Source organism: Pseudomonas sp. PS01270 (genome assembly GCF_029959775.1).
Classification (GTDB): Bacteria; Pseudomonadota; Gammaproteobacteria; order Pseudomonadales; family Pseudomonadaceae; genus Aquipseudomonas; species Aquipseudomonas atacamensis.
On record NZ_JASCPT010000024.1, the window covers coordinates 26,819 to 45,108 of the forward strand.

17 protein-coding genes are annotated in these 18,290 nt (G+C 60.7%); 7 read left to right on the plus strand and 10 right to left on the minus strand.

Going from position 1 to position 18,290, the window contains the following annotated elements; all coding sequences use genetic code 11:
• Positions 1–19 precede the first annotated feature (19 nt).
• The 4 genes from lepB to lptF all read right to left on the minus strand — a co-directional run bounded on the left by lepB (position 20) and on the right by lptF (position 5,029).
• Positions 20–874, minus strand: coding sequence for a signal peptidase I (gene lepB / locus QMX86_RS10150; protein ID WP_016771563.1), 855 nt, complete (start codon positions 872–874; stop codon positions 20–22).
• 9 nt (positions 875–883) lie between these two features.
• Positions 884–2,680: a translation elongation factor 4 gene (lepA, locus tag QMX86_RS10155; protein ID WP_016771564.1), complete on the minus strand. Its 1,797-nt coding sequence runs from the start codon at positions 2,678–2,680 to the stop codon at positions 884–886.
• Between the two features lie 173 nt (positions 2,681–2,853).
• Positions 2,854–3,915, minus strand: coding sequence for an LPS export ABC transporter permease LptG (gene lptG, locus QMX86_RS10160; RefSeq protein WP_073473630.1), 1,062 nt, complete (start codon positions 3,913–3,915; stop codon positions 2,854–2,856).
• Positions 3,908–5,029: an LPS export ABC transporter permease LptF gene (gene lptF / locus QMX86_RS10165; protein WP_016771566.1), complete on the minus strand. Its 1,122-nt coding sequence runs from the start codon at positions 5,027–5,029 to the stop codon at positions 3,908–3,910. Before lptF ends, lptG begins: the two co-directional genes overlap by 8 nt.
• A 296-nt stretch (positions 5,030–5,325) precedes the next feature.
• Here lptF and QMX86_RS10170 point away from each other — a divergent pair, with 296 nt between their 5' ends.
• The 5 genes from QMX86_RS10170 to rlmF all read left to right on the plus strand — a co-directional run bounded on the left by QMX86_RS10170 (position 5,326) and on the right by rlmF (position 11,995).
• A complete protein-coding gene (locus QMX86_RS10170; RefSeq protein WP_039759172.1) occupies positions 5,326–6,816 on the plus strand; it encodes a leucyl aminopeptidase in 1,491 nt (496 codons plus the stop codon).
• 57 nt (positions 6,817–6,873) lie between these two features.
• Positions 6,874–7,302: a DNA polymerase III subunit chi gene (locus QMX86_RS10175; RefSeq protein ID WP_243243217.1), complete on the plus strand. Its 429-nt coding sequence runs from the start codon at positions 6,874–6,876 to the stop codon at positions 7,300–7,302.
• A gap of 8 nt (positions 7,303–7,310) precedes the next feature.
• Positions 7,311–7,697, plus strand: coding sequence for a hypothetical protein (locus QMX86_RS10180; RefSeq protein ID WP_056783087.1), 387 nt, complete (start codon positions 7,311–7,313; stop codon positions 7,695–7,697).
• A 198-nt stretch (positions 7,698–7,895) separates the two neighbouring features.
• Positions 7,896–10,742 (plus strand): valine--tRNA ligase, encoded by a 2,847-nt coding sequence (locus tag QMX86_RS10185; protein WP_282384220.1) that lies wholly within the window; start codon positions 7,896–7,898, stop codon positions 10,740–10,742.
• 233 nt (positions 10,743–10,975) lie between these two features.
• Complete coding sequence (gene rlmF, locus QMX86_RS10190; protein WP_016771571.1) at positions 10,976–11,995, plus strand: 23S rRNA (adenine(1618)-N(6))-methyltransferase RlmF; 1,020 nt, start codon at positions 10,976–10,978, stop codon at positions 11,993–11,995.
• 200 nt (positions 11,996–12,195) lie between these two features.
• On the opposite strand, the gene QMX86_RS10195 is transcribed toward rlmF, so the two are convergent.
• Entirely contained in the window at positions 12,196–12,477 is a 282-nt protein-coding gene (locus tag QMX86_RS10195) for an HU family DNA-binding protein (protein ID WP_003221909.1), read from the minus strand.
• 395 nt (positions 12,478–12,872) lie between these two features.
• On the opposite strand from QMX86_RS10195, the gene yejK reads away from it, so the two are divergent.
• Together yejK and QMX86_RS10205 are read left to right on the plus strand one after the other, a co-directional pair.
• Positions 12,873–13,877 (plus strand): nucleoid-associated protein YejK, encoded by a 1,005-nt coding sequence (gene yejK, locus QMX86_RS10200; protein WP_016771572.1) that lies wholly within the window; start codon positions 12,873–12,875, stop codon positions 13,875–13,877.
• On the plus strand, positions 13,877–14,227 hold the full coding sequence (locus QMX86_RS10205; RefSeq protein WP_282387698.1) for a glutaredoxin family protein: 351 nt from the start codon (positions 13,877–13,879) through the stop codon (positions 14,225–14,227). Before yejK ends, QMX86_RS10205 begins: the two co-directional genes overlap by 1 nt.
• Positions 14,228–14,310: 83 nt before the next feature.
• On the opposite strand, the gene QMX86_RS10210 is transcribed toward QMX86_RS10205, so the two are convergent.
• The 5 genes from QMX86_RS10210 to QMX86_RS10230 form a co-directional block, all read right to left on the minus strand.
• A complete protein-coding gene (locus tag QMX86_RS10210) occupies positions 14,311–15,246 on the minus strand; it encodes a glutathione S-transferase family protein (protein WP_282387908.1) in 936 nt (311 codons plus the stop codon).
• An 84-nt stretch (positions 15,247–15,330) separates the two neighbouring features.
• Positions 15,331–15,633, minus strand: coding sequence for a GIY-YIG nuclease family protein (locus QMX86_RS10215; RefSeq protein WP_073473642.1), 303 nt, complete (start codon positions 15,631–15,633; stop codon positions 15,331–15,333).
• A 40-nt stretch (positions 15,634–15,673) separates the two neighbouring features.
• Positions 15,674–16,144, minus strand: coding sequence for a nuclear transport factor 2 family protein (locus QMX86_RS10220; protein ID WP_071174467.1), 471 nt, complete (start codon positions 16,142–16,144; stop codon positions 15,674–15,676).
• Positions 16,145–16,334: 190 nt separating this feature from the next.
• Complete coding sequence (locus tag QMX86_RS10225; RefSeq protein ID WP_122747668.1) at positions 16,335–17,639, minus strand: CynX/NimT family MFS transporter; 1,305 nt, start codon at positions 17,637–17,639, stop codon at positions 16,335–16,337.
• Positions 17,629–18,288 carry a FadR/GntR family transcriptional regulator gene (locus tag QMX86_RS10230; protein ID WP_282386714.1) on the minus strand — a complete coding sequence of 220 codons (660 nt, stop codon included), beginning with the start codon at positions 18,286–18,288 and terminating at the stop codon, positions 17,629–17,631. The genes QMX86_RS10225 and QMX86_RS10230 overlap by 11 nt, the downstream gene beginning before the upstream one ends.
• Positions 18,289–18,290 lie beyond the last annotated feature (2 nt).

Below are 18,290 nucleotides of genomic sequence, written 5' to 3' on the forward strand. Positions count from 1 at the left end.
TCAACAGCGCCGTGTTTGATTACTTGATCAGGCCAACCCGCGAGAAATTCGGCAGGTGGCTGAGTTTCGGCTCTGGCCAGCTCATCCAGACCGCGAAGGCCTTGCCGACAATATTCTTGTCGGGAACCATGCCCAGCAGATCCTTGGGAATGTTCGGATCATCCCAGTAGCGGCTGTCGTTCGAATTGTCGCGGTTGTCGCCCATCATGAAGTAGTGCCCGGCAGGCACTGTCCACGAACGGTCCGGGGTGGCGCGGTAGCGGCTCATTTCCTTGCGGATCAGGTGCTCGGCTGCGCCGAGTTTTTCCTGATAGAGCTCCGCGCTGCCCAGCGATCCCGCCTCGGCGCCGACCATCTTCTCGGCAATCGATTCGCCGTTGACGAACAGACGCTTGTCGGCGGTGTAACGCACCGTGTCACCGGGCAGGCCGACCACACGCTTGATGTAGTTGACGTTCGGGTCGCTCGGGTAGCGGAACACCATCACATCGCCGCGCTGCGGGTCACCGACTTCGATGATCTTCTTGTCGATCACCGGCAGACGGATGCCGTAGGAAAACTTGTTCACCAGAATGAAGTCGCCGACGTCCAGGGTCGGTTTCATCGAGCCGGACGGGATCTGGAACGGCTCCACCAGGAACGAACGCAGCACCAGCACGATGAACAGCACCGGAAAGAACGACTTGCCGTATTCGACCAGCAGCGGCTCTTTGTTCAGCTTCTCGACCACCACAGGCTCGGGCTGGCTGACACTGCCTTGATAAGAGGCAATGGCAGCACGCCGACGCGGTGCCAGGAACAGCAGATCAAGCAACGCCAACAGGCCGCAGACGAACACGGCGATGACCAGCAACAGCGGGAAATTTAGCGACATAGGACCTGATTATTCCAACCTGAGCACGGCGAGGAAGGCTTCCTGTGGAATTTCCACGTTGCCGACCTGTTTCATGCGTTTCTTACCGGCCTTCTGCTTCTCGAGCAGTTTCTTCTTACGACTGACGTCACCGCCGTAGCATTTGGCCAATACGTTCTTTCTGAGCGCCTTGACAGTTGTCCGGGCCACGATCTGACCACCGATGGCGGCCTGGATCGCCACGTCGAACATCTGACGAGGAATCAGTTCTTTCATCTTCTCGGTCAACTGGCGACCTTTGAAGTGCGAATTGTCACGGTGCACGATCAATGCCAGGGCATCGACCTTGTCGCCGTTGATCAGCACGTCCAGTTTCACCAGATTAGCCGATTGGTAACGATCGAAATGGTAGTCCAGCGAAGCATAGCCGCGGCTGGTGGATTTGAGACGGTCGAAGAAGTCCAGGACCACTTCGTTCATCGGCAGGTCGTAGGTCACTTGCACCTGATTGCCGAGGAACAGCATGTCGACCTGAACGCCGCGTTTCTCGATGCACAGGGTGATCACGTTGCCCAGGTGTTCCTGCGGTACGAGGATATTGGCGCGCACGATTGGCTCGCGCATGTCCTCGATCGCCGACACGTCCGGAAGCTTCGACGGGTTGTCGACGTAAATCGTTTCACCGGTTTTCAGCACCAGCTCGAAAATTACCGTCGGCGCGGTGGTGATCAGGTCCAGGTCGTACTCGCGCTCGAGGCGCTCCTGGATGATCTCCATGTGCAGCATGCCGAGGAAGCCGCAACGGAAGCCGAAGCCCAGGGCGTCGGAGCTTTCCGGGGTGTACTGCAGCGACGAGTCGTTCAGGGTCAGCTTCTGCAGCGCTTCGCGGAAATCCTCGAAGTCGTCGGAACTGACCGGGAACAGACCGGCGTAAACCTGTGGCTGAATGCGTTTGAAGCCCGGCAGCACCGGCACGTCCGGCGTGGAGCTCAAGGTCAGGGTGTCACCGACCGGCGCACCGTGAATGTCCTTGATGCTGGCGATGATGAAGCCCACTTCGCCGGCCTTCAGATCAACGGTGGCGGTGTGTTTCGGGTTGAACACGCCGACGCTGTCGACCAGGTGCACCTTGCCGGTGGACTTGACCAGAATCTTGTCGCCCTTCTTCACACGGCCGTGGCGCACGCGTACCAGGGAAACAACGCCCAGGTAGTTGTCGAACCAGGAGTCGATGATCAACGCTTGCAGCGGATCTTCGATGTTGCCGGTCGGCGCAGGGATGGTGTGCACCAGACGCTCGAGCACTTCGTCGACACCCAGGCCGGTCTTGGCGCTGCAAGTAACGGCGTCTGTGGCGTCGATGCCGATGATCTTCTCGATCTCGTCCTTGACGCGATCCGGCTCGGCCTGGGGCAGGTCGATCTTGTTCAGGACCGGCATGACCTCCAGGCCCTGCTCGATGGCGGTGTAGCAGTTGGCCACGGACTGGGCTTCGACGCCCTGCCCCGCATCGACCACCAGCAAGGCACCTTCGCACGCGGCCAGGGAACGGCTGACTTCATAGGTGAAGTCGACGTGGCCCGGGGTGTCAATGAAGTTCAGCTGGTAGGTGATGCCGTCTTTGGCTTTGTAATAGAGGGTAACGCTGTGGGCCTTGATGGTGATCCCGCGTTCACGCTCAAGATCCATGGAATCCAGTACCTGGGCTTCCATTTCACGCTCGGCCAGGCCGCCGCACATCTGGATGAAACGGTCAGCCAGCGTCGACTTGCCATGGTCAATGTGGGCGATGATGGAGAAATTGCGGATATGACTCAAATCACTCACGGATCAACACTCAAAAAGGCTGCAGGCTTGGCCCGCCGAAAAATAGCCGGGAATTGTACCTGATACACGGCGCAAGCGTCACGTTCGCCTGTCACCCGGATCACATGCAAAAACGCCCCGGTCTGGCGACCGAGGCGTTTTCAGGGTTCAAGCGCTGAATGAAAGCTTGTTCATCAGCCCGCGCGTCTGAGCAGCCAGACACCCGCCAGCGCACACACGCCGGCCGGCACCAGCACCGCAAACAGCGGCGAGAAACCGAACACCAGGCTCGATGGCCCCAGCAGATCCTGGACGATGCGGAAGGTGAAGCCCACCAGCACGCCGGTGAAAACACGCTGACCGAGGGTCACCGAACGCAGCGGGCCGAAGATGAACGAGATCGCCATCAGCACCAGCGCGGCGGTCACCAGCGGCTGCAACACCTTGACCCAAAATGCCAGCCAGTAACGGCCATTGCTCAGGCCCTGCTCGGCCAGATAGTGGATGTAGCCCCACAGACCGCTGATCGACAGCGATTCCGGCGCCATGACCACGGTGCTGAGCAGTTGCGGGCTCAACGCCACGTCCCATTCCTCGCTCGGGGCATTGACGACCTCGGTGCTGCGCTCGTGGAACAGCGTGGTGGCAACGTCGGTGAGCTGCCACTTGGTGCCGTCAAACTCAGCCTTTTTGGCGAAGCTGGAGCTGAGCAGATGGCGCTCCTTGTCGAAGTGATAACGCGTCACGCCGTACAACAGACCGTTCGGCTGCACCGCGTTGATGTGGATGAATTCTTCACCCTGACGGTGCCACATACCGTGCTTGGCGCTTTGCGCATCGCCGCTGCCCTGGGCCAGCGAGCGATTGGCCTGGGCCATGCTTTCGGTGGCCGGGGCGACGTATTCGCCAATCAGCACGCCGGCGAGCATCAGCACCAGCATCGGCTTCATGACAGCCCAGACGATACGGCCGATCGACACGCCAGCAGCGCGCATGACCGTCAGCTCACTGCTGCTGGCCAGACTGCCGAGACCGATCAGGCAGCCGATCAATGCGGCCATCGGCAGCATTTCATAGAGCCGGCGCGGTGCGGTCAGCAATACAAAGCCGAGCACGTCGACCAGGGTGTAGGTGTCGCTGACGTCGCCCATTTCATCGATGAAGGCAAACAGCGTCGCCAGGCCGAGGATGATCGCCAGCACGGCGATGATCGCCATGAACACGCTGCTGCCGATGTAGCGGTCGAGTTTAACCACGGGCCACCTCCAGCGCGGCGCTGCGACGGCTGGCCAGTTTCAGGCGCAGCGGCTCCCAATACAGCAGGCCGAGGCCGATCACCAGGAAGATCGCGTGCACCCACCACAGGCCGAGGGCCGGCGGGATCTTGCCTTTTTCGAGGGCGCCGCGAGCGGCAATCAGGATGGTCAGGTAAGCCATATAAAGAAGAATCGCCGGCAGCAGCTTGAGGAAACGCCCCTGACGCGGATTCACCCGCGACAGCGGCACCGCCATCAGGGTCACGATGAACACCAGCAAAGGCAGGGACATGCGCCATTGCAGTTCGGTTTTCGAACGGATGTCATCACTGCCCCACAGGGACGAAGTCGGCATTGCATCGCGATCAGTGACTTCTTCGCTGACATCCGGCTTGGGCAGCAGCACACCGTAGGTTTCGTAATGAATGGCGCGGTAATCGGCCTGCCCCGGGCTGCCGTCATAGCGATAGCCGTTGTCGAGGATCAGGTAGCGATTGCCATCGGGGCGGATTTCCTGACGGCCCGACTCGGCCACCAGCACGGAAATCCCGCGGTCCTTCTTATCGGCGCCGAGGTTCTTCTGCGAGATGAACACACTGCCGAGATTGACGCGGTCGTCGCTCAGGGTTTCGGTGTAAGTCACCCGAGTACCGTCACGCAAGGCCTGGAAGCGGCCCGGTTCGAGGGTATCGAACTCGGTCAGCGCGTCCTGCTTGTTCAGCAGCAACTGAAACTGGTTGGCGCCCTGCGGAGCCAGGCCGAGGCTCAACCACGCCACCACCAGTGCCACCAGCGTTGCCGGAAACAGGGTCATGCGAAACAGCTTCTGCTGGCTCATGCCGGTGGCCGAGAGCACGGTCATTTCGCTTTCGAGGTACAGGCGACCGTAGGCCAGCAGGATCCCGAGGAACAGGCCCAGCGGCAGAATCAGTTGCAGGAACCCCGGCAGACGAAAGCCCATGATCAGGAACAGCGAGCCCGGATCGAGCTGACCGGCCGCAGCCTGCGCCAGGTATTTGATGAAGCGACCGCTCATGATGATGACCAGCAGCACGGCACTTACGGCGCTGAGGGTCAACAGGACTTCGCGGGACAGATAACGGAAGACGATCAAACCAGACACTCCAGGGTTGTCAGGCTAAGGCGGCCAAACAAGCAAACACATCGACCGGCCCGCCATGCAGAGCGGTCGAAAAAAGATGCGGCATTATCCTGTGATTGGGTGCGCCTGTCACTGCGCACACTCATCCATCGCTGTAATCCTTTGCTGAGGGTTGTCAGGCGCGGGGAGCGAGGTTCAAACTGCGGCCCTTGTCGCAGGCTTTGGCCTGCGCCTCTTCTATCTATAAGCAGGCGACTGCGGACAACGTCGAACGCCTGCGTGTTGACCATTCATTCAGGGATCCGGACATGGAACTGGTTGTAAAAAGCGTTAGCCCAGAAACGTTGAAAACCGCCACCCTGGTGGTTGCCGTCGGCGAAGGCCGCAAACTCGGTGTCGCCGCCAGACTGGTCGACGAGTCGAGCGGTGGTGCGATCAGCGCCGTGCTCAAGCGTGGCGACCTGGCCGGCAAGGTCGGTCAGAGCCTGCTGCTGCACAGCCTGCCGAACCTGAAAGCCGAGCGCGTGTTGCTGGTCGGCGTGGGCAAGGACGAAGAACTGGGCGACCGTCCGTTCCGCAAAATCGTTGCCGGCATCCTCAACACCCTCAAAGGCCTGGGCGGCGGTGACGCCGTGCTGGCGCTCGATGAAGTCATCGTCAAAGGTCGCGACAGCTACGGCAAGACTCGCCTGCTGGCAGAAACCCTGGTCGACGGCGGCTACACCTTCGACCAGTTCAAGAGCCAGAAAGCCGAACCGCGCGCCCTGAAGAAAATCACCCTGCTGACCATCAAGGCTGCGCAAGCCGAAGTGCAGCGCGCCGTGAACCACGCCACCGCCATCGCCAACGGCATGGCCTTCACCCGCGACCTTGGCAACCTGCCACCGAACATCTGCCACCCGACCTTCATGGGCGAACAGGCCAAGAACCTGGGCAAAGAGTTCAAGGATCTGAAAGTCGAAGTACTCGACGAGAAAAAGATCAAATCCCTCGGCATGGGCTCGTTCTACGCCGTGGGCCAGGGCAGCGCCCAGCCGCCGCGCCTGATCGTCATGCAATACAACGGCGGCAAGAAATCCGAGAAGCCATACGCGCTGGTCGGCAAGGGCATCACCTTCGACACTGGCGGCATAAGCCTGAAGCCGGGCGCCGGCATGGACGAGATGAAGTACGACATGGGCGGCGCTGCCTCCGTGTTCGGGACCTTGCGTGCTGTGCTTGAGCTGAAACTGCCGATCAATCTGGTGTGCATCCTCGCCTGCGCCGAAAACATGCCGAGCGGCAATGCTTCGCGGCCGGGCGATATCGTCACCACCATGAGCGGCCAGACCGTGGAAATCCTCAACACCGACGCTGAAGGCCGTCTGGTGCTGTGCGATGCGCTGACCTACGCCGAGCGCTTCAAGCCACAAGCGGTGATCGACATCGCCACCCTGACCGGTGCTTGCGTAGTGGCCCTGGGCGCACACACGTCCGGCCTGCTGGGCAACAACGACGAACTGATCGACCAGTTGCTCAGCGCCGGCAAGGCTGCCGACGACCGCGCCTGGCAACTGCCGCTGTTCGATGAGTATCAAGAGCAGCTAGACAGCCCGTTCGCCGACATCGCCAACATTGGCGGGCCGAAGGCCGGCACCATCACTGCCGCCTGCTTCCTGTCGCGCTTCACCAAGAACCTCAACTGGGCGCACCTGGACATCGCCGGCACGGCATGGACCAGCGGCGGCAAGGACAAAGGCGCCACCGGCCGTCCGGTTCCACTGCTGACCCAGTACCTGCTGGATCGCGCCAAGGCCTGAAACCGCTGAAAGGTGGCGTCACTCTCGGGTGACGCCGCTTGCCGCTCTGGAACCGCAATGACCAAAGTCGACTTCTATATCCTGCCCAGCGCCGATCCTTCAGCGCGCCTGGATTTCGCCTGCAAGCTCACCGAGAAAGCCTGGCGCATGGGCCACCGCATCTACCTGCATTGCAGCGATGCGGCCCAGCGCGACGATCTCGATGCGCGTCTGTGGGCATTCAAGGGTGAAAGCTTCGTGCCCCACGGCCCGGCCGACAGCGAACCGGACGGTTTGATCGTGCTGGGGCTGGGCGAAGACTGCGGTGAACATCAGGACCTGCTGGTCAATCTCGACCTGAAAGTCCCGGCCTTCGCCAGCAAATTCGCCCGCGTGGCGGAAGTGGTGGTGGAAGATCCAGCCATCCGCGCAGCGGCGCGGGAGAGTTTCCGTTTCTACCGCGAACAGGGCTATTCTCTGCAAGACCACCGTTTACAGCGACTCTGAGCACTCCAATGGACACTCCGAAACCGCAACAGAAGTCCGCACATCTGCTGGACGATCTTGAATCGATCCGCCAGTTGCTCGGCGATGACAACCTGCAACCGCCGCTCTTGACCGATACGGTCGATGACGGCGAACAGGAACAGATTCCGATGCTGTTCGATTCCGTCGGCAATCAGCCGGCGGCCGTCGAGCCGCCACCAGCGCCGCCGGCTGCCCCGGCTGCCGCTCCGGTCGATAAAGGCCCGGACGCCTTGCTGCATCTGGACAGCGAACTGCGCGCCGCCGCGCAATTGATCATGCAAGACGTGATCGACGACTTCGCCCCGCACATCGAAACCGAAATCAAACGTCGCCTCGATGCGCGGATGGAGCGGCTGCTCAGCCAGTACGAATAAGCCCCAATCCTCTGTAGGAGCCAGCCTGCTGGCGATGGCATCACCTCGGTTTTCCTGAAAAACCGCAGTGCCTGCATCGCGAGCAGGCTCACTCCTACATTTAGATCTCCGCCAGACCTCCCCCGCTCGCCCTCGGCACCATGCCCCGCTATACTTCCCGGCTTTTCCTGAATAAATGCCAATAGGGTCCCGCCGCGCATGGATAAGACCTACCAGCCGCACGCCATTGAAACTTCCTGGTACAAGACCTGGGAGTCCGAGAACTACTTCGCCCCGCAAGGCGCGGGCGAGTCCTACACCATCATGATCCCGCCGCCGAACGTCACCGGCAGCCTGCACATGGGTCACGGTTTCAACAACGCGATCATGGACGCGTTGATCCGTTTCCGCCGCATGCAGGGTCGCGACACCCTTTGGCAACCGGGCACCGACCATGCCGGTATCGCCACGCAGATGCTGGTGGAGCGTCAGCTCGAAGCCCAGGGCCAGAATCGTCACGATCTGGGCCGGGAAAAATTTCTCGAAAAAGTCTGGGAATGGAAAGATCAGTCCGGCGGCAACATCAGCCGGCAGATCCGTCGCCTCGGCTCGTCCGTCGACTGGAGCCGCGAGCGCTTCACCATGGACGACGGCCTCTCGGAAGCGGTCAAGGAAGCTTTCGTGCGTCTGCATGAAGACGGCCTGATCTACCGCGGCAAGCGTCTGGTCAACTGGGACACCAAACTGCACACAGCGATTTCCGACCTCGAAGTGGAAAACCACGAAGAGAAAGGCTTCCTGTGGAACCTGAAATACCCATTGGCCGATGGTGTAAAAACCGCTGAGGGCGATGACTTCCTGATCGTCGCCACCACCCGTCCGGAAACCATGCTCGGTGACTCCGCCGTCGCGGTTAACCCGAACGACGAACGCTACAAAGCGCTGATCGGCAAATTCGTCGAGCTGCCACTGGTTGGCCGGCGCATCCCGATCATCGCCGACGATTATTGCGATCCTGAATTCGGCACTGGCTGCGTGAAAATCACCCCGGCCCACGATTTCAACGACTACGAAGTGGGCAAGCGCCACAACCTGCCGCTGCTGAACATCTTCGACAAGAACGCCAACGTGCTGCCTGCCGCGCAGGTGTTCAACCTCGACGGCACGCTGAACGAGAGCATCGACGGCAAGATTCCGGCGGAGTTCGCCGGGCTGGAGCGTTTCGAGGCGCGCAAGCAGATCGTTGCCGCGTTCGACGCCGCCGGCCTGCTGGTGAGTGTCAACGATCACAACCAGAAAACGCCGAAAGGCGATCGCTCCGGCACGGTCATCGAGCCGTGGCTGACCGACCAGTGGTACGTATCGACCAAGCCTCTGGCCGAGCCGGCGATTGCTGCCGTTGAAGACGGTCGCATCCAGTTCGTGCCTAAACAGTACGAAAACATGTACTTCTCGTGGATGCGCGACATCCAGGACTGGTGCATCAGCCGTCAGCTGTGGTGGGGCCACCGGATTCCGGCCTGGTACGACGAGTCAGGCAAAGTCTACGTCGGTCGCGACGAAGCCGAAGTGCGTGCCAAGCACAACCTCGGCCCGGACGTTGCGCTGCAACAGGACAACGACGTACTCGACACCTGGTTCAGTTCCGGCCTATGGACGTTCTCTACTCTGGGCTGGCCTGAGCAGACCGAGTTCCTGAAGAAATTCCACTCCACCGACGTGCTGGTCACCGGTTTCGACATCATTTTCTTCTGGGTTGCCCGGATGATCATGATGACCATGCACCTGATGAAGAACGAAGACGGCACGCCGCAGGTTCCGTTCAAGACTGTGTACGTACACGGTCTGGTACGCGACGGCCAGGGCCAGAAGATGTCCAAGTCCAAGGGCAACGTCCTTGACCCGCTGGACATCATCGACGGCATCGACCTGGAAACCCTGGTGCAGAAGCGCACCTCGGGCCTGATGCAACCGAAACTGGCGAAGAAGATCGAGAAAGCCACCCGCGAAGAATTCGCCAATGGCATCGAAAGCTACGGCACCGACGCCCTGCGCTTCACGTTCTGCTCGCTGGCCTCGACCGGTCGCGACATCAAGTTCGACATGGGTCGCGTCGAAGGCTATCGCAACTTCTGCAACAAGATCTGGAACGCCGCGCGTTACGTTCTGGACAAGGGCGAAGACTGCGGCCAGAACGGCGAAGCCTACGAGCTGTCGTTGGCTGATCGCTGGATCATTTCGCAGTTGCAACGCACCGAAGCCGAAGTGACCCGCCAACTGGATCAGTTCCGTTTCGACCTCGCCGCGCAAGCGCTGTACGAGTTCATCTGGAACCAATACTGCGACTGGTATCTGGAACTGTCCAAGCCTGTGTTGTGGGACGAGAACGCGCCGGTCGAACGTCAGCGCGGCACTCGCCGTACGCTGGTGCGTGTGCTGGAAGTGGCGCTGCGTCTGGCGCATCCGTTCATGCCGTTCATCACTGAAGAAATCTGGCAGCGCATCGCGCCGCTGGCCGGTATTCAGGGCAAAACGATCATGCTGCAGCCTTGGCCGGTGGCCAACGAGGAGCGCATCGATCCGGCGGCGGAAAACGACATCGAATGGCTCAAGGAACTGATGCTCGGCACGCGCAACATTCGTGGCGAGATGAACATCGGCCCGGGCAAGCCACTGCCGATCTTCCTGAAGAACGTCAGCGCTGAAGACCAGCGCCGCCTGAGCGAGAACGAAGCGCTGCTGAAGAAGCTGGCGCGTCTGGAATCGATCACCGTGCTCGCCGCTGGCGAAGAAGCACCGCTGTCCGCTACCGCACTGGTGGGCGAGATGGAAGTGCTGGTACCAATGGCCGGTCTGATCGACAAGGGCGCGGAACTGGCGCGTCTGGACAAGGAAATCCTGCGTCTGCAGGGCGAAGTCCAGCGCGTTGGCGGCAAGCTTTCCAACGCAGGTTTCGTCGACAAGGCCCCGGCCGAAGTCATCGAGAAGGAACGCGCCAAACTGGCCGAGGCCGAACAGGCCCTGGGCAAACTGGCCGAGCAGCACGCGCGGATTGCCAGTCTGTAACGGCAAATCGCACTGAAAAAGGGAGGCCCAAGTGGCCTCCCTTTTTTATTCCTGCAAAACCTCGAGTCCCCTGTGGGAGCGAGCCTGCTCGCGAAAGCGCTGTGTCAGCCGACAAATCTGCCGGATGTGAAACCGCCTTCGCGAGCAGGCTCGCTCCCACAGTTTGAACGGTGTTGCCTTCAGATGTGGGACAATGCCCGCCACTTTCAGCCATACCCGAATCGACCACGCCCATGACCGCCCCCCGCACACCCAAACCTGCGCGCAAGAAGCCTGACGCCGCGTCCCCGAGCAAAGCCGTCGAGCCGCGCGAGAAGGCCAGCCTGCATCCGCGCAATCGCCATCAGGGTCGTTACGACTTTCCGGCACTGATCAAGACCACGCCGGAACTGGCCAAGTACGTGATCACCAACCCGTACGGCAAGGAAAGCATCGACTTCGCCAGCCCCGACGCGGTGCGCGTGTTCAACCGGGCGCTGCTCAAGGCGTTCTATGGCATCCAGCACTGGGACATCCCGGCAGACTATCTTTGCCCTCCGGTTCCGGGGCGTGCCGACTATGTGCACTTTCTCGCCGACCTGCTGGCGAGCATGAACGACGGCAAGGTCCCGCGCGGCGCGATCGTCAATGTGCTGGATATCGGCATGGGCGCCAACTGTGTGTATCCGCTGATCGGCAACAGCGAATATCGCTGGCACTTCCTCGGCTCGGAGATCGACCCGACAGCCGTGGCGGCGGCGCGAGCCATCGTGCAGTCCAATGATCTGAGCAAAGTGATCCAGCTGCGCCAGCAGGAAAACCGCAAGCACATCCTCATCGGCTTGCTGGAGCCGGGCGAGCGTTTTGACCTGACCATGTGCAACCCGCCGTTCCACGCTTCGATGGAAGAAGCGACCAAGGGCAGCGAGCGCAAGTGGCGCGCCTTGGGCAAGGCCGACCCGAAACGCAAGCTACCGGTGCTGAACTTCGGTGGGCAATCGGCGGAGCTGTGGTGTGAAGGCGGTGAAGCGCGCTTCGTGACGCAGTTGATTGCCGAAAGTGCGAACTTCCAGCACAAAGTGTTGTGGTTCAGCACCTTGGTATCGAAGGCCTCGAACCTGCCGGCCATCGAGACCGCACTGAAGAAGGCTGGCGTGCTGGAGAGCCAGGTCGTGGAGATGTCGCAGGGGCAGAAGCAGAGCCGCTTTGTCGCCTGGACCTTCCAGACCAAGTCCGAGCAGCAGATCTGGCGGCGTGAGCGCTGGGTGCGCTAAGACACAGCAGATCGCTGTGGGAGCGAGCTTGCTCGCGAATGCGGTATATCAGTGACATTGAAGTTGACTGACACACTGCTTTCGCGAGCAAGCTCGCTCCCACAATGGTTTATGGCATTCATGAGTCAATCGTCAAATCGCAGACACAAAAAAACCGTGCCCCGGATCACTCCGAAGCACGGTTTTTTTATCGCTGCGTCTTACTTGTTCACAGCGTCGGTCAGGCCTTTGGCCACAACCAGCTTGATCACTTTCTTTGCAGGGATTTCGATGGCAGCGCCAGTCGAAGGGTTACGGCCGGTGCGGGCAGGACGCTCGGTCACTTTCAGCTTGCCGATACCTGGCAAGGTGATTTCGCCGCCGTTTTCCAGCTGATCGGCAACGATTTGGCCCAGTTGGTCCAGAGCGTTACGCGCGGTGGTTTTCGGCGCGTCGATAGCTTCAGCGATGTCGGCGATCAGTTGGTCTTTAGTAAGAGCCATGTAGTGTTCCTTCCCTATCAAATTCATATGGATTGCAGAGTGCAGTGTCAGCCATCGAGCCCGATCTTCTGGATCTGGCACCCTCGGCGATAACCACGACGAGTCGGGTTATAGATGCCGAAATCAGGGTTTGGTTCGACCTGACAAATGCTGAATGCACGCTTAACGCAGTGACTTCGCGTAAGACCGGGCAAAACTAGCACAGCGACAAGGAAATATCCGCCTCTAGCTACCCATTTGGTCAGCTTTATTGCGCTAAATCGGTAAAAAACCGCTTAAGGCCGGGTGCGCGCCCCGGTTTTGCCCTGCAACCCGCGCCAAAACCAGTGGTTGCGGTACACTGAGCGCTTTTTCGGGGGAGCCTGCCCTCCTCCCTTCCAACAGCCGAGAAGCCCATGCCGATCCGTCATTGCATCGTCCACCTGATCGACAAAAAACCCGACGGCACGCCCGCAGTTCTGCACGCCCGTGACTCTGAACTGGCCGAGTCCGCCGCCATCGAAAACATGCTCGCCGACCTCAACGAAAGCTACAACGCCAAACAGGGCAAAGCCTGGGGCCTGTTCCATCCGGAATCCGGCGCATTCCCCTTCAGTGGCTGGCTGAAGGAGTACATGGACGGCGGCCGTGACTTCACCGCGTTCAGTAAAGTGGCGGTCGAGCATCTGCAGAAGCTGATGGAAGAATCCAACCTCTCGGTGGGTGGCCACGTGCTGTTCGCCCACTATCAGCAAGGCATGACTGACTATCTGGCGATCGCCCTGCTGCACCACAGCGAAGGCGTGGCGGTGACCGACGAGCTCGACGTAACGCCTTCGCGCCATCTCGACCTTGGCCAATTGCATCTGGCAGCGCGGATCAACGTTTCCGAGTGGCAGAACAACAAGCAGTCCAAACAGTACATTTCGTTCATCAAGGGCAAGAATGGCAAGAAGGTCTCGGAATATTTCCGCGACTTCATCGGCTGCCAGGAAGGCGTCGACGGCCCCGGCGAGACCCGCACCCTGCTCAAAGCCTTCAGCGACTTTGTCGAGAGCGAAGACCTGCCGGAAGACTCGGCCCGCGAGAAAACCAAGACTCTGGTCGACTATGCCAGCAGCCAGGCCAAGCTCGGCGAACCGATGGGCCTTGAGGAGCTGTCGGAGCTGATTGACGAAGAACGCCCGAAAGCCTTCTACGATCACATCCGCAACAAGGACTATGGCCTGTCGCCGGAGATCCCGGCGGACAAACGTACCCTCAACCAATTCCGCCGCTTCACCGGCCGCGCCGAAGGCCTGTCGATCAGCTTCGAAGCGCACCTGCTGGGTTCGAAGATCGAGTACGACGAAGAGAACGGCACCCTGATCATCAAAGGCCTGCCGACTTCGCTGACCGACCAGCTGAAGCGGCGTAACTGATGCTCGGCAATGTGCTGAAAAAAGTCGCCCTGGTGCTGCTGGTGGTCGTGGTCTATCAGAACTGGGGCAAGATCGAGCGGGTGTTCAATCCCGCGCGAATGGTCTCGCAGCAGACGCGGGAGCAGGCCAATGTCGTGCTCTATGCCACCGACTGGTGCGGCTACTGCAAACAGACCAAACGCTTTCTCGACAGCAAGGGCATACCGTTCAAGGAGTTCGACATCGAGAAGGATGCCGATGCGCGCAAGGCGTATGAGGCATTGGGTGGACGCGGGATTCCGCTGATTGATGTGAACGGCACCTTGATTCGCGGGTTCGACCCGGACGAAATCCTCGCTGCCCTGAAATAAAATCAAGATCAAAAGATCGCAGCCTTCGGCAGCTCCTACATGAGATCGGTGTAGGAGCTGCCGAAGGCTGCGATCTTTTGCTTTTAGCGCGCTTCGATACGGAACCCAAAGCGCGGGAAGTGCACATGCACCACGCCGCCACGTTCGTCTTCACGGCGAATGATCAACTCCTCGCTGCCGGCAAACAACAACTCGCCCACCACCGGATCAACGCCGTAATCGATAGCGGCAATTGCCACCTGCTGTCCCGTCTTGAAGCCGTTCGGATCAACGAACCGCTCATCCGGCAATGCCGCTGGCGTCGCGTTATGCGCGACCTCCAGTGCCTCGGCGGAAGACATCTCGCTCGCCGCGCCATGGCCGAACCCCAGCACTCGACCCAGCCACGCCGCAACTGCCGGATATTCATCCACCAGCGGCGCCGTGACGTGGGTCGCCTTGAGGAACCACAGCGGATGCGCCAGGGCGAAGTCGGCAATCGATGGCTCGCCGAAGAGGAAGTCGCCCTGCTCGCGCTGCAACTGCTGCTCCAGACGCGCCATGATCGTCGGCCACTGATGTTTGGCCTGCTCGGCGGACAGACGCGTGGCGCTGCCACCGCTGAACAAACCGGCGCGGTCGGCCAGGAATGCCTTGATCGCTTCCGGCGGCAATTTGCCGAAACGCACGGCTACCGATTCTGGCTGGAACACCAGGCTCACGGCGTGCTGGAACACCACCGAATCGGCCCACGCCGCAAAACTGGCGCTGGTCATCTCCTGACCTTCGGGGAAGAACGCCGGCAGGGCTTTTTCCTGTTCCAGGCGTCGAGCGATCAGTGCGGTGTCGCAATAGATGTCAGCACCGATCTGCAACACTGGAGTCTTGCGGTAGCCACCGGTCAACGCCGTCAGATCCGGCTTTGGCATCACCGGGGAAATATGCACCGAACGCCAGGACAAGCCTTTGAAACCCAGCAGCAGGCGAGCCTTCTCGGCGAATGGAGAGGTCGGGTAATGATGCAGAATCAACTCGGACATGCTCGGCTCCGCCGCTCAGATAGTGAGCCCGCAGCTTAGCGTGCATTTGATTAGCAGCCTACAGATCTGCCTGATGGGAACCAATCAGTCAGATTGATAAGACGCGACGAGGCATTCCTTGGCGCTCTTGCGCAGCTTCTTGATCAGCCGCTCCTGGCGCAAAGCATCGCTTTTGTCGCGGCACAGTTCGGTGTAGACCAGCGCCATCGCCGGGCTGGAGAGAAAGAACCGCGCGCCCTTGCCGCTCTGGTGCTTGGCAAAACGCCGCACCGGGTCGTCGCTGATTCCGCAGTACAACGAGCCATTGGCGGCACGCACGAGGTAGACGAACCAGGATTTGCTCACTGGCTCGGCAGCATCGACGGATTGTTCGCTAAGACTGGTCACTTCGGGATCTGAACGTGTAGGAAAACAGGCGGCGATCTTATCAGCGCCCGGCCTGAAATGCCTTCAGTCCCTTGCGCGCCTGGGCGCGGACGGCGTTGCGCACCAGCGGCGTCCAGCCCAGCAGCAGGCCTTTGAAACCCAACGCCTGGCGCGACCAGCGCCACAGATCGAAGTGGTCGTGGTGCTCACAGATCTTGCCGTCCCGGAACACGAATCGCGCCTGGATATCGTTGATGACGATGTTGCCGGTCTGGCTGAACAGGTAGGTCGCGACCCAGTGTGCTCCGCCGCTGCGTTCGTCGGCGCGGACGTTGTCGAAGGTCAGGGAGAAATCCTTGGCGCGGGTAGTCAGCATGCGCCACATGTCGCCGGCATCGCGCCCGCGCAGTTCACCAAAGGCCGGATCGCTGAAGACCACGTCATCGGTGTAGCAGGCGGCCATCGCTTCGGCGTCGAGGCGCTGGAAGGCCTGGTAGAAGCGGGTGATCAGGGCGCTATGGGCTTCGCTCACGGCAATCTCCAAAGAAATAGGTACAGATTGCCAGCACCATAATCTGCCGCGCGCAGAAACACTATCGGCATTACGCAAAACCCTGGTGGGAGCGAGCCTGCTCGCGAAGGCAATTCAACATTCAACATCCATGTTGACTGAAACACCGCTTTCGCGAGCAGGCTCGCTCCCACATTTGCAGTCAGTGCATTCAGATCTTTTCGCTTTGCACCTGCACATACAGCGCCCGGCCGGCACCCAGCCCGGCGAGGATTGCACCGGCGCCGATAATGCCGAAAATCCAGCCCAGCGCATTCCAGCCGCCGGTCCAGTCATGCACCACGCCCACGGCAAACGGCCCCATGGACGCCAGGGTGTAGCCAAAACCCTGCGACATGCTCGACAGATTCGCCGCGACATGGGAATCGCGCGAGCGCAGGACGATCAGGGTCAGGGCCAGACTGAACGTACCGCCCTGCCCCAGGCCGAGCAGAATCGCCCAGCCCCACAGACCTTCGATCGGTGCGTACAGGCAGCCGAACAGGCCGGCCAGGGTCAGCGCCATGACCACGACGATCGCCAGACGCTGATCCTTGCCCCGGGTCGCCAGCCACGGCGCGGCCAGCGAACTGGCCAGTTGAATGATCACCGAACCGGACAGCACCAATCCGGCCTGAGTCGGTGTAAGCCCGCGCCCGATGAGGATCGACGGCAACCAGCCAAACACGATGTAGGCCAGCGACGATTGCAGGCCCATGTACAAGGTCACCTGCCAGGCCAGCGGATCACGCAGCAAGCCGCGCACGCGATAGGCGACGTTGTGTGCGCCATGTTTGGAGCCGACTTGTGGCAGCCAGAAAACCGCCGCCACCAATGCCGGAATCACCCAGAAGCCCAGGCCCATCGCCCAGCTGTTGCCGAAGTGCTCACTCAGCGGCACGGTCGAACCCGCCGCCATCGCAGCGCCCAGGCACAGGGCCATGGTGTAGACGCCGGTCATGGTCCCGGCGTGTTTGGCGAAGTCGCGTTTGACGATGCCTGGCAGCAGCACGCCGACGATGCCGATGCTGGCGCCGCCAAGGACGCTGCCGGCGAACAGGCCGATCTCGCCGAAATTGCTGCGCAGGATGATGCCGCCGGCCAGTGTCAGCAGAATCCCCAGCACCACCCGCTCAGCACCGAAACGCCGCGCCAGAATCGGTGCCAGCGGTGCGAACAAGCCCAGGCACAGCACCGGCAACGTGGTCAGCAATCCCGCCTGCGCCGCAGACAGCCCGAGGCTTCTGGAGACCTCGCTGAGCAATGGCGCCATGCTCGACAACGCCGGGCGCAGGTTCAGCGCCACCAGAATCAACCCGAGCAGCAACAGCCATGGACGTTTTACCAACGGATGGCTTTGCTGGACCTGCTCGTCATCAGCCTCGGCATCGATCAGCAGCTCTTCAAGTTCGCGGGTGCGCTTCGACGCTGTGGATAACTCACTGCGGGACATGGTCTTCTCGGTTTCAAGGTTCATTGATCAACTGCCTCGACAAGGCTTTTGCCCGTTCCGGGTCGCGTTGCTCGACCGCATCGAGCAAGTCGATGTGCAGATCGAACACTTCCTGACGGCGCGGGGAGATATTCAGGGTCTGGCGCAATTGCGCGCCGACGATGCTGGAGAAGTAGCGATACAACTCGCTGAGGGTCGGGTTGTGGGCGGCGTCGACCAGTCGGCGATGGAACACCAGATCGCAGGCGATATAGGTGTCTAGATCGCCGTGGTAATGGCTGCCGCTGGTGCCGAGCGCTTCACGCAGCGCCGCCAGATCCTCATCGGTACGACGCAACGCCGCCAGGCCGATGGCCTCGACCTCAAGGATGTGCCGGGTTTCCCGGGCCTGCTCCAGCGAACAACGCGATAGCGCTTTTAGTGTGTCGAGCGGGTCGACCAGCGCACGAAGATAACTGCCGTCGCCCTGGCGAATTTCGATCAATCCCGAGAACGCCAGAACACGCATCGCCTCACGCACTGTGTTGCGGCTGATGCCCAGCTCGGCGCACAGCTCAGGCTCGGTCGGCAGACGCTCGCCGACCTGCCACGCACCGCTGTTGATGCGCTGACGCAGTTGACCCAATGCCTGATCGACCAGGGATCGCTTGATCAAAGGGGAAATTTCTGACATGA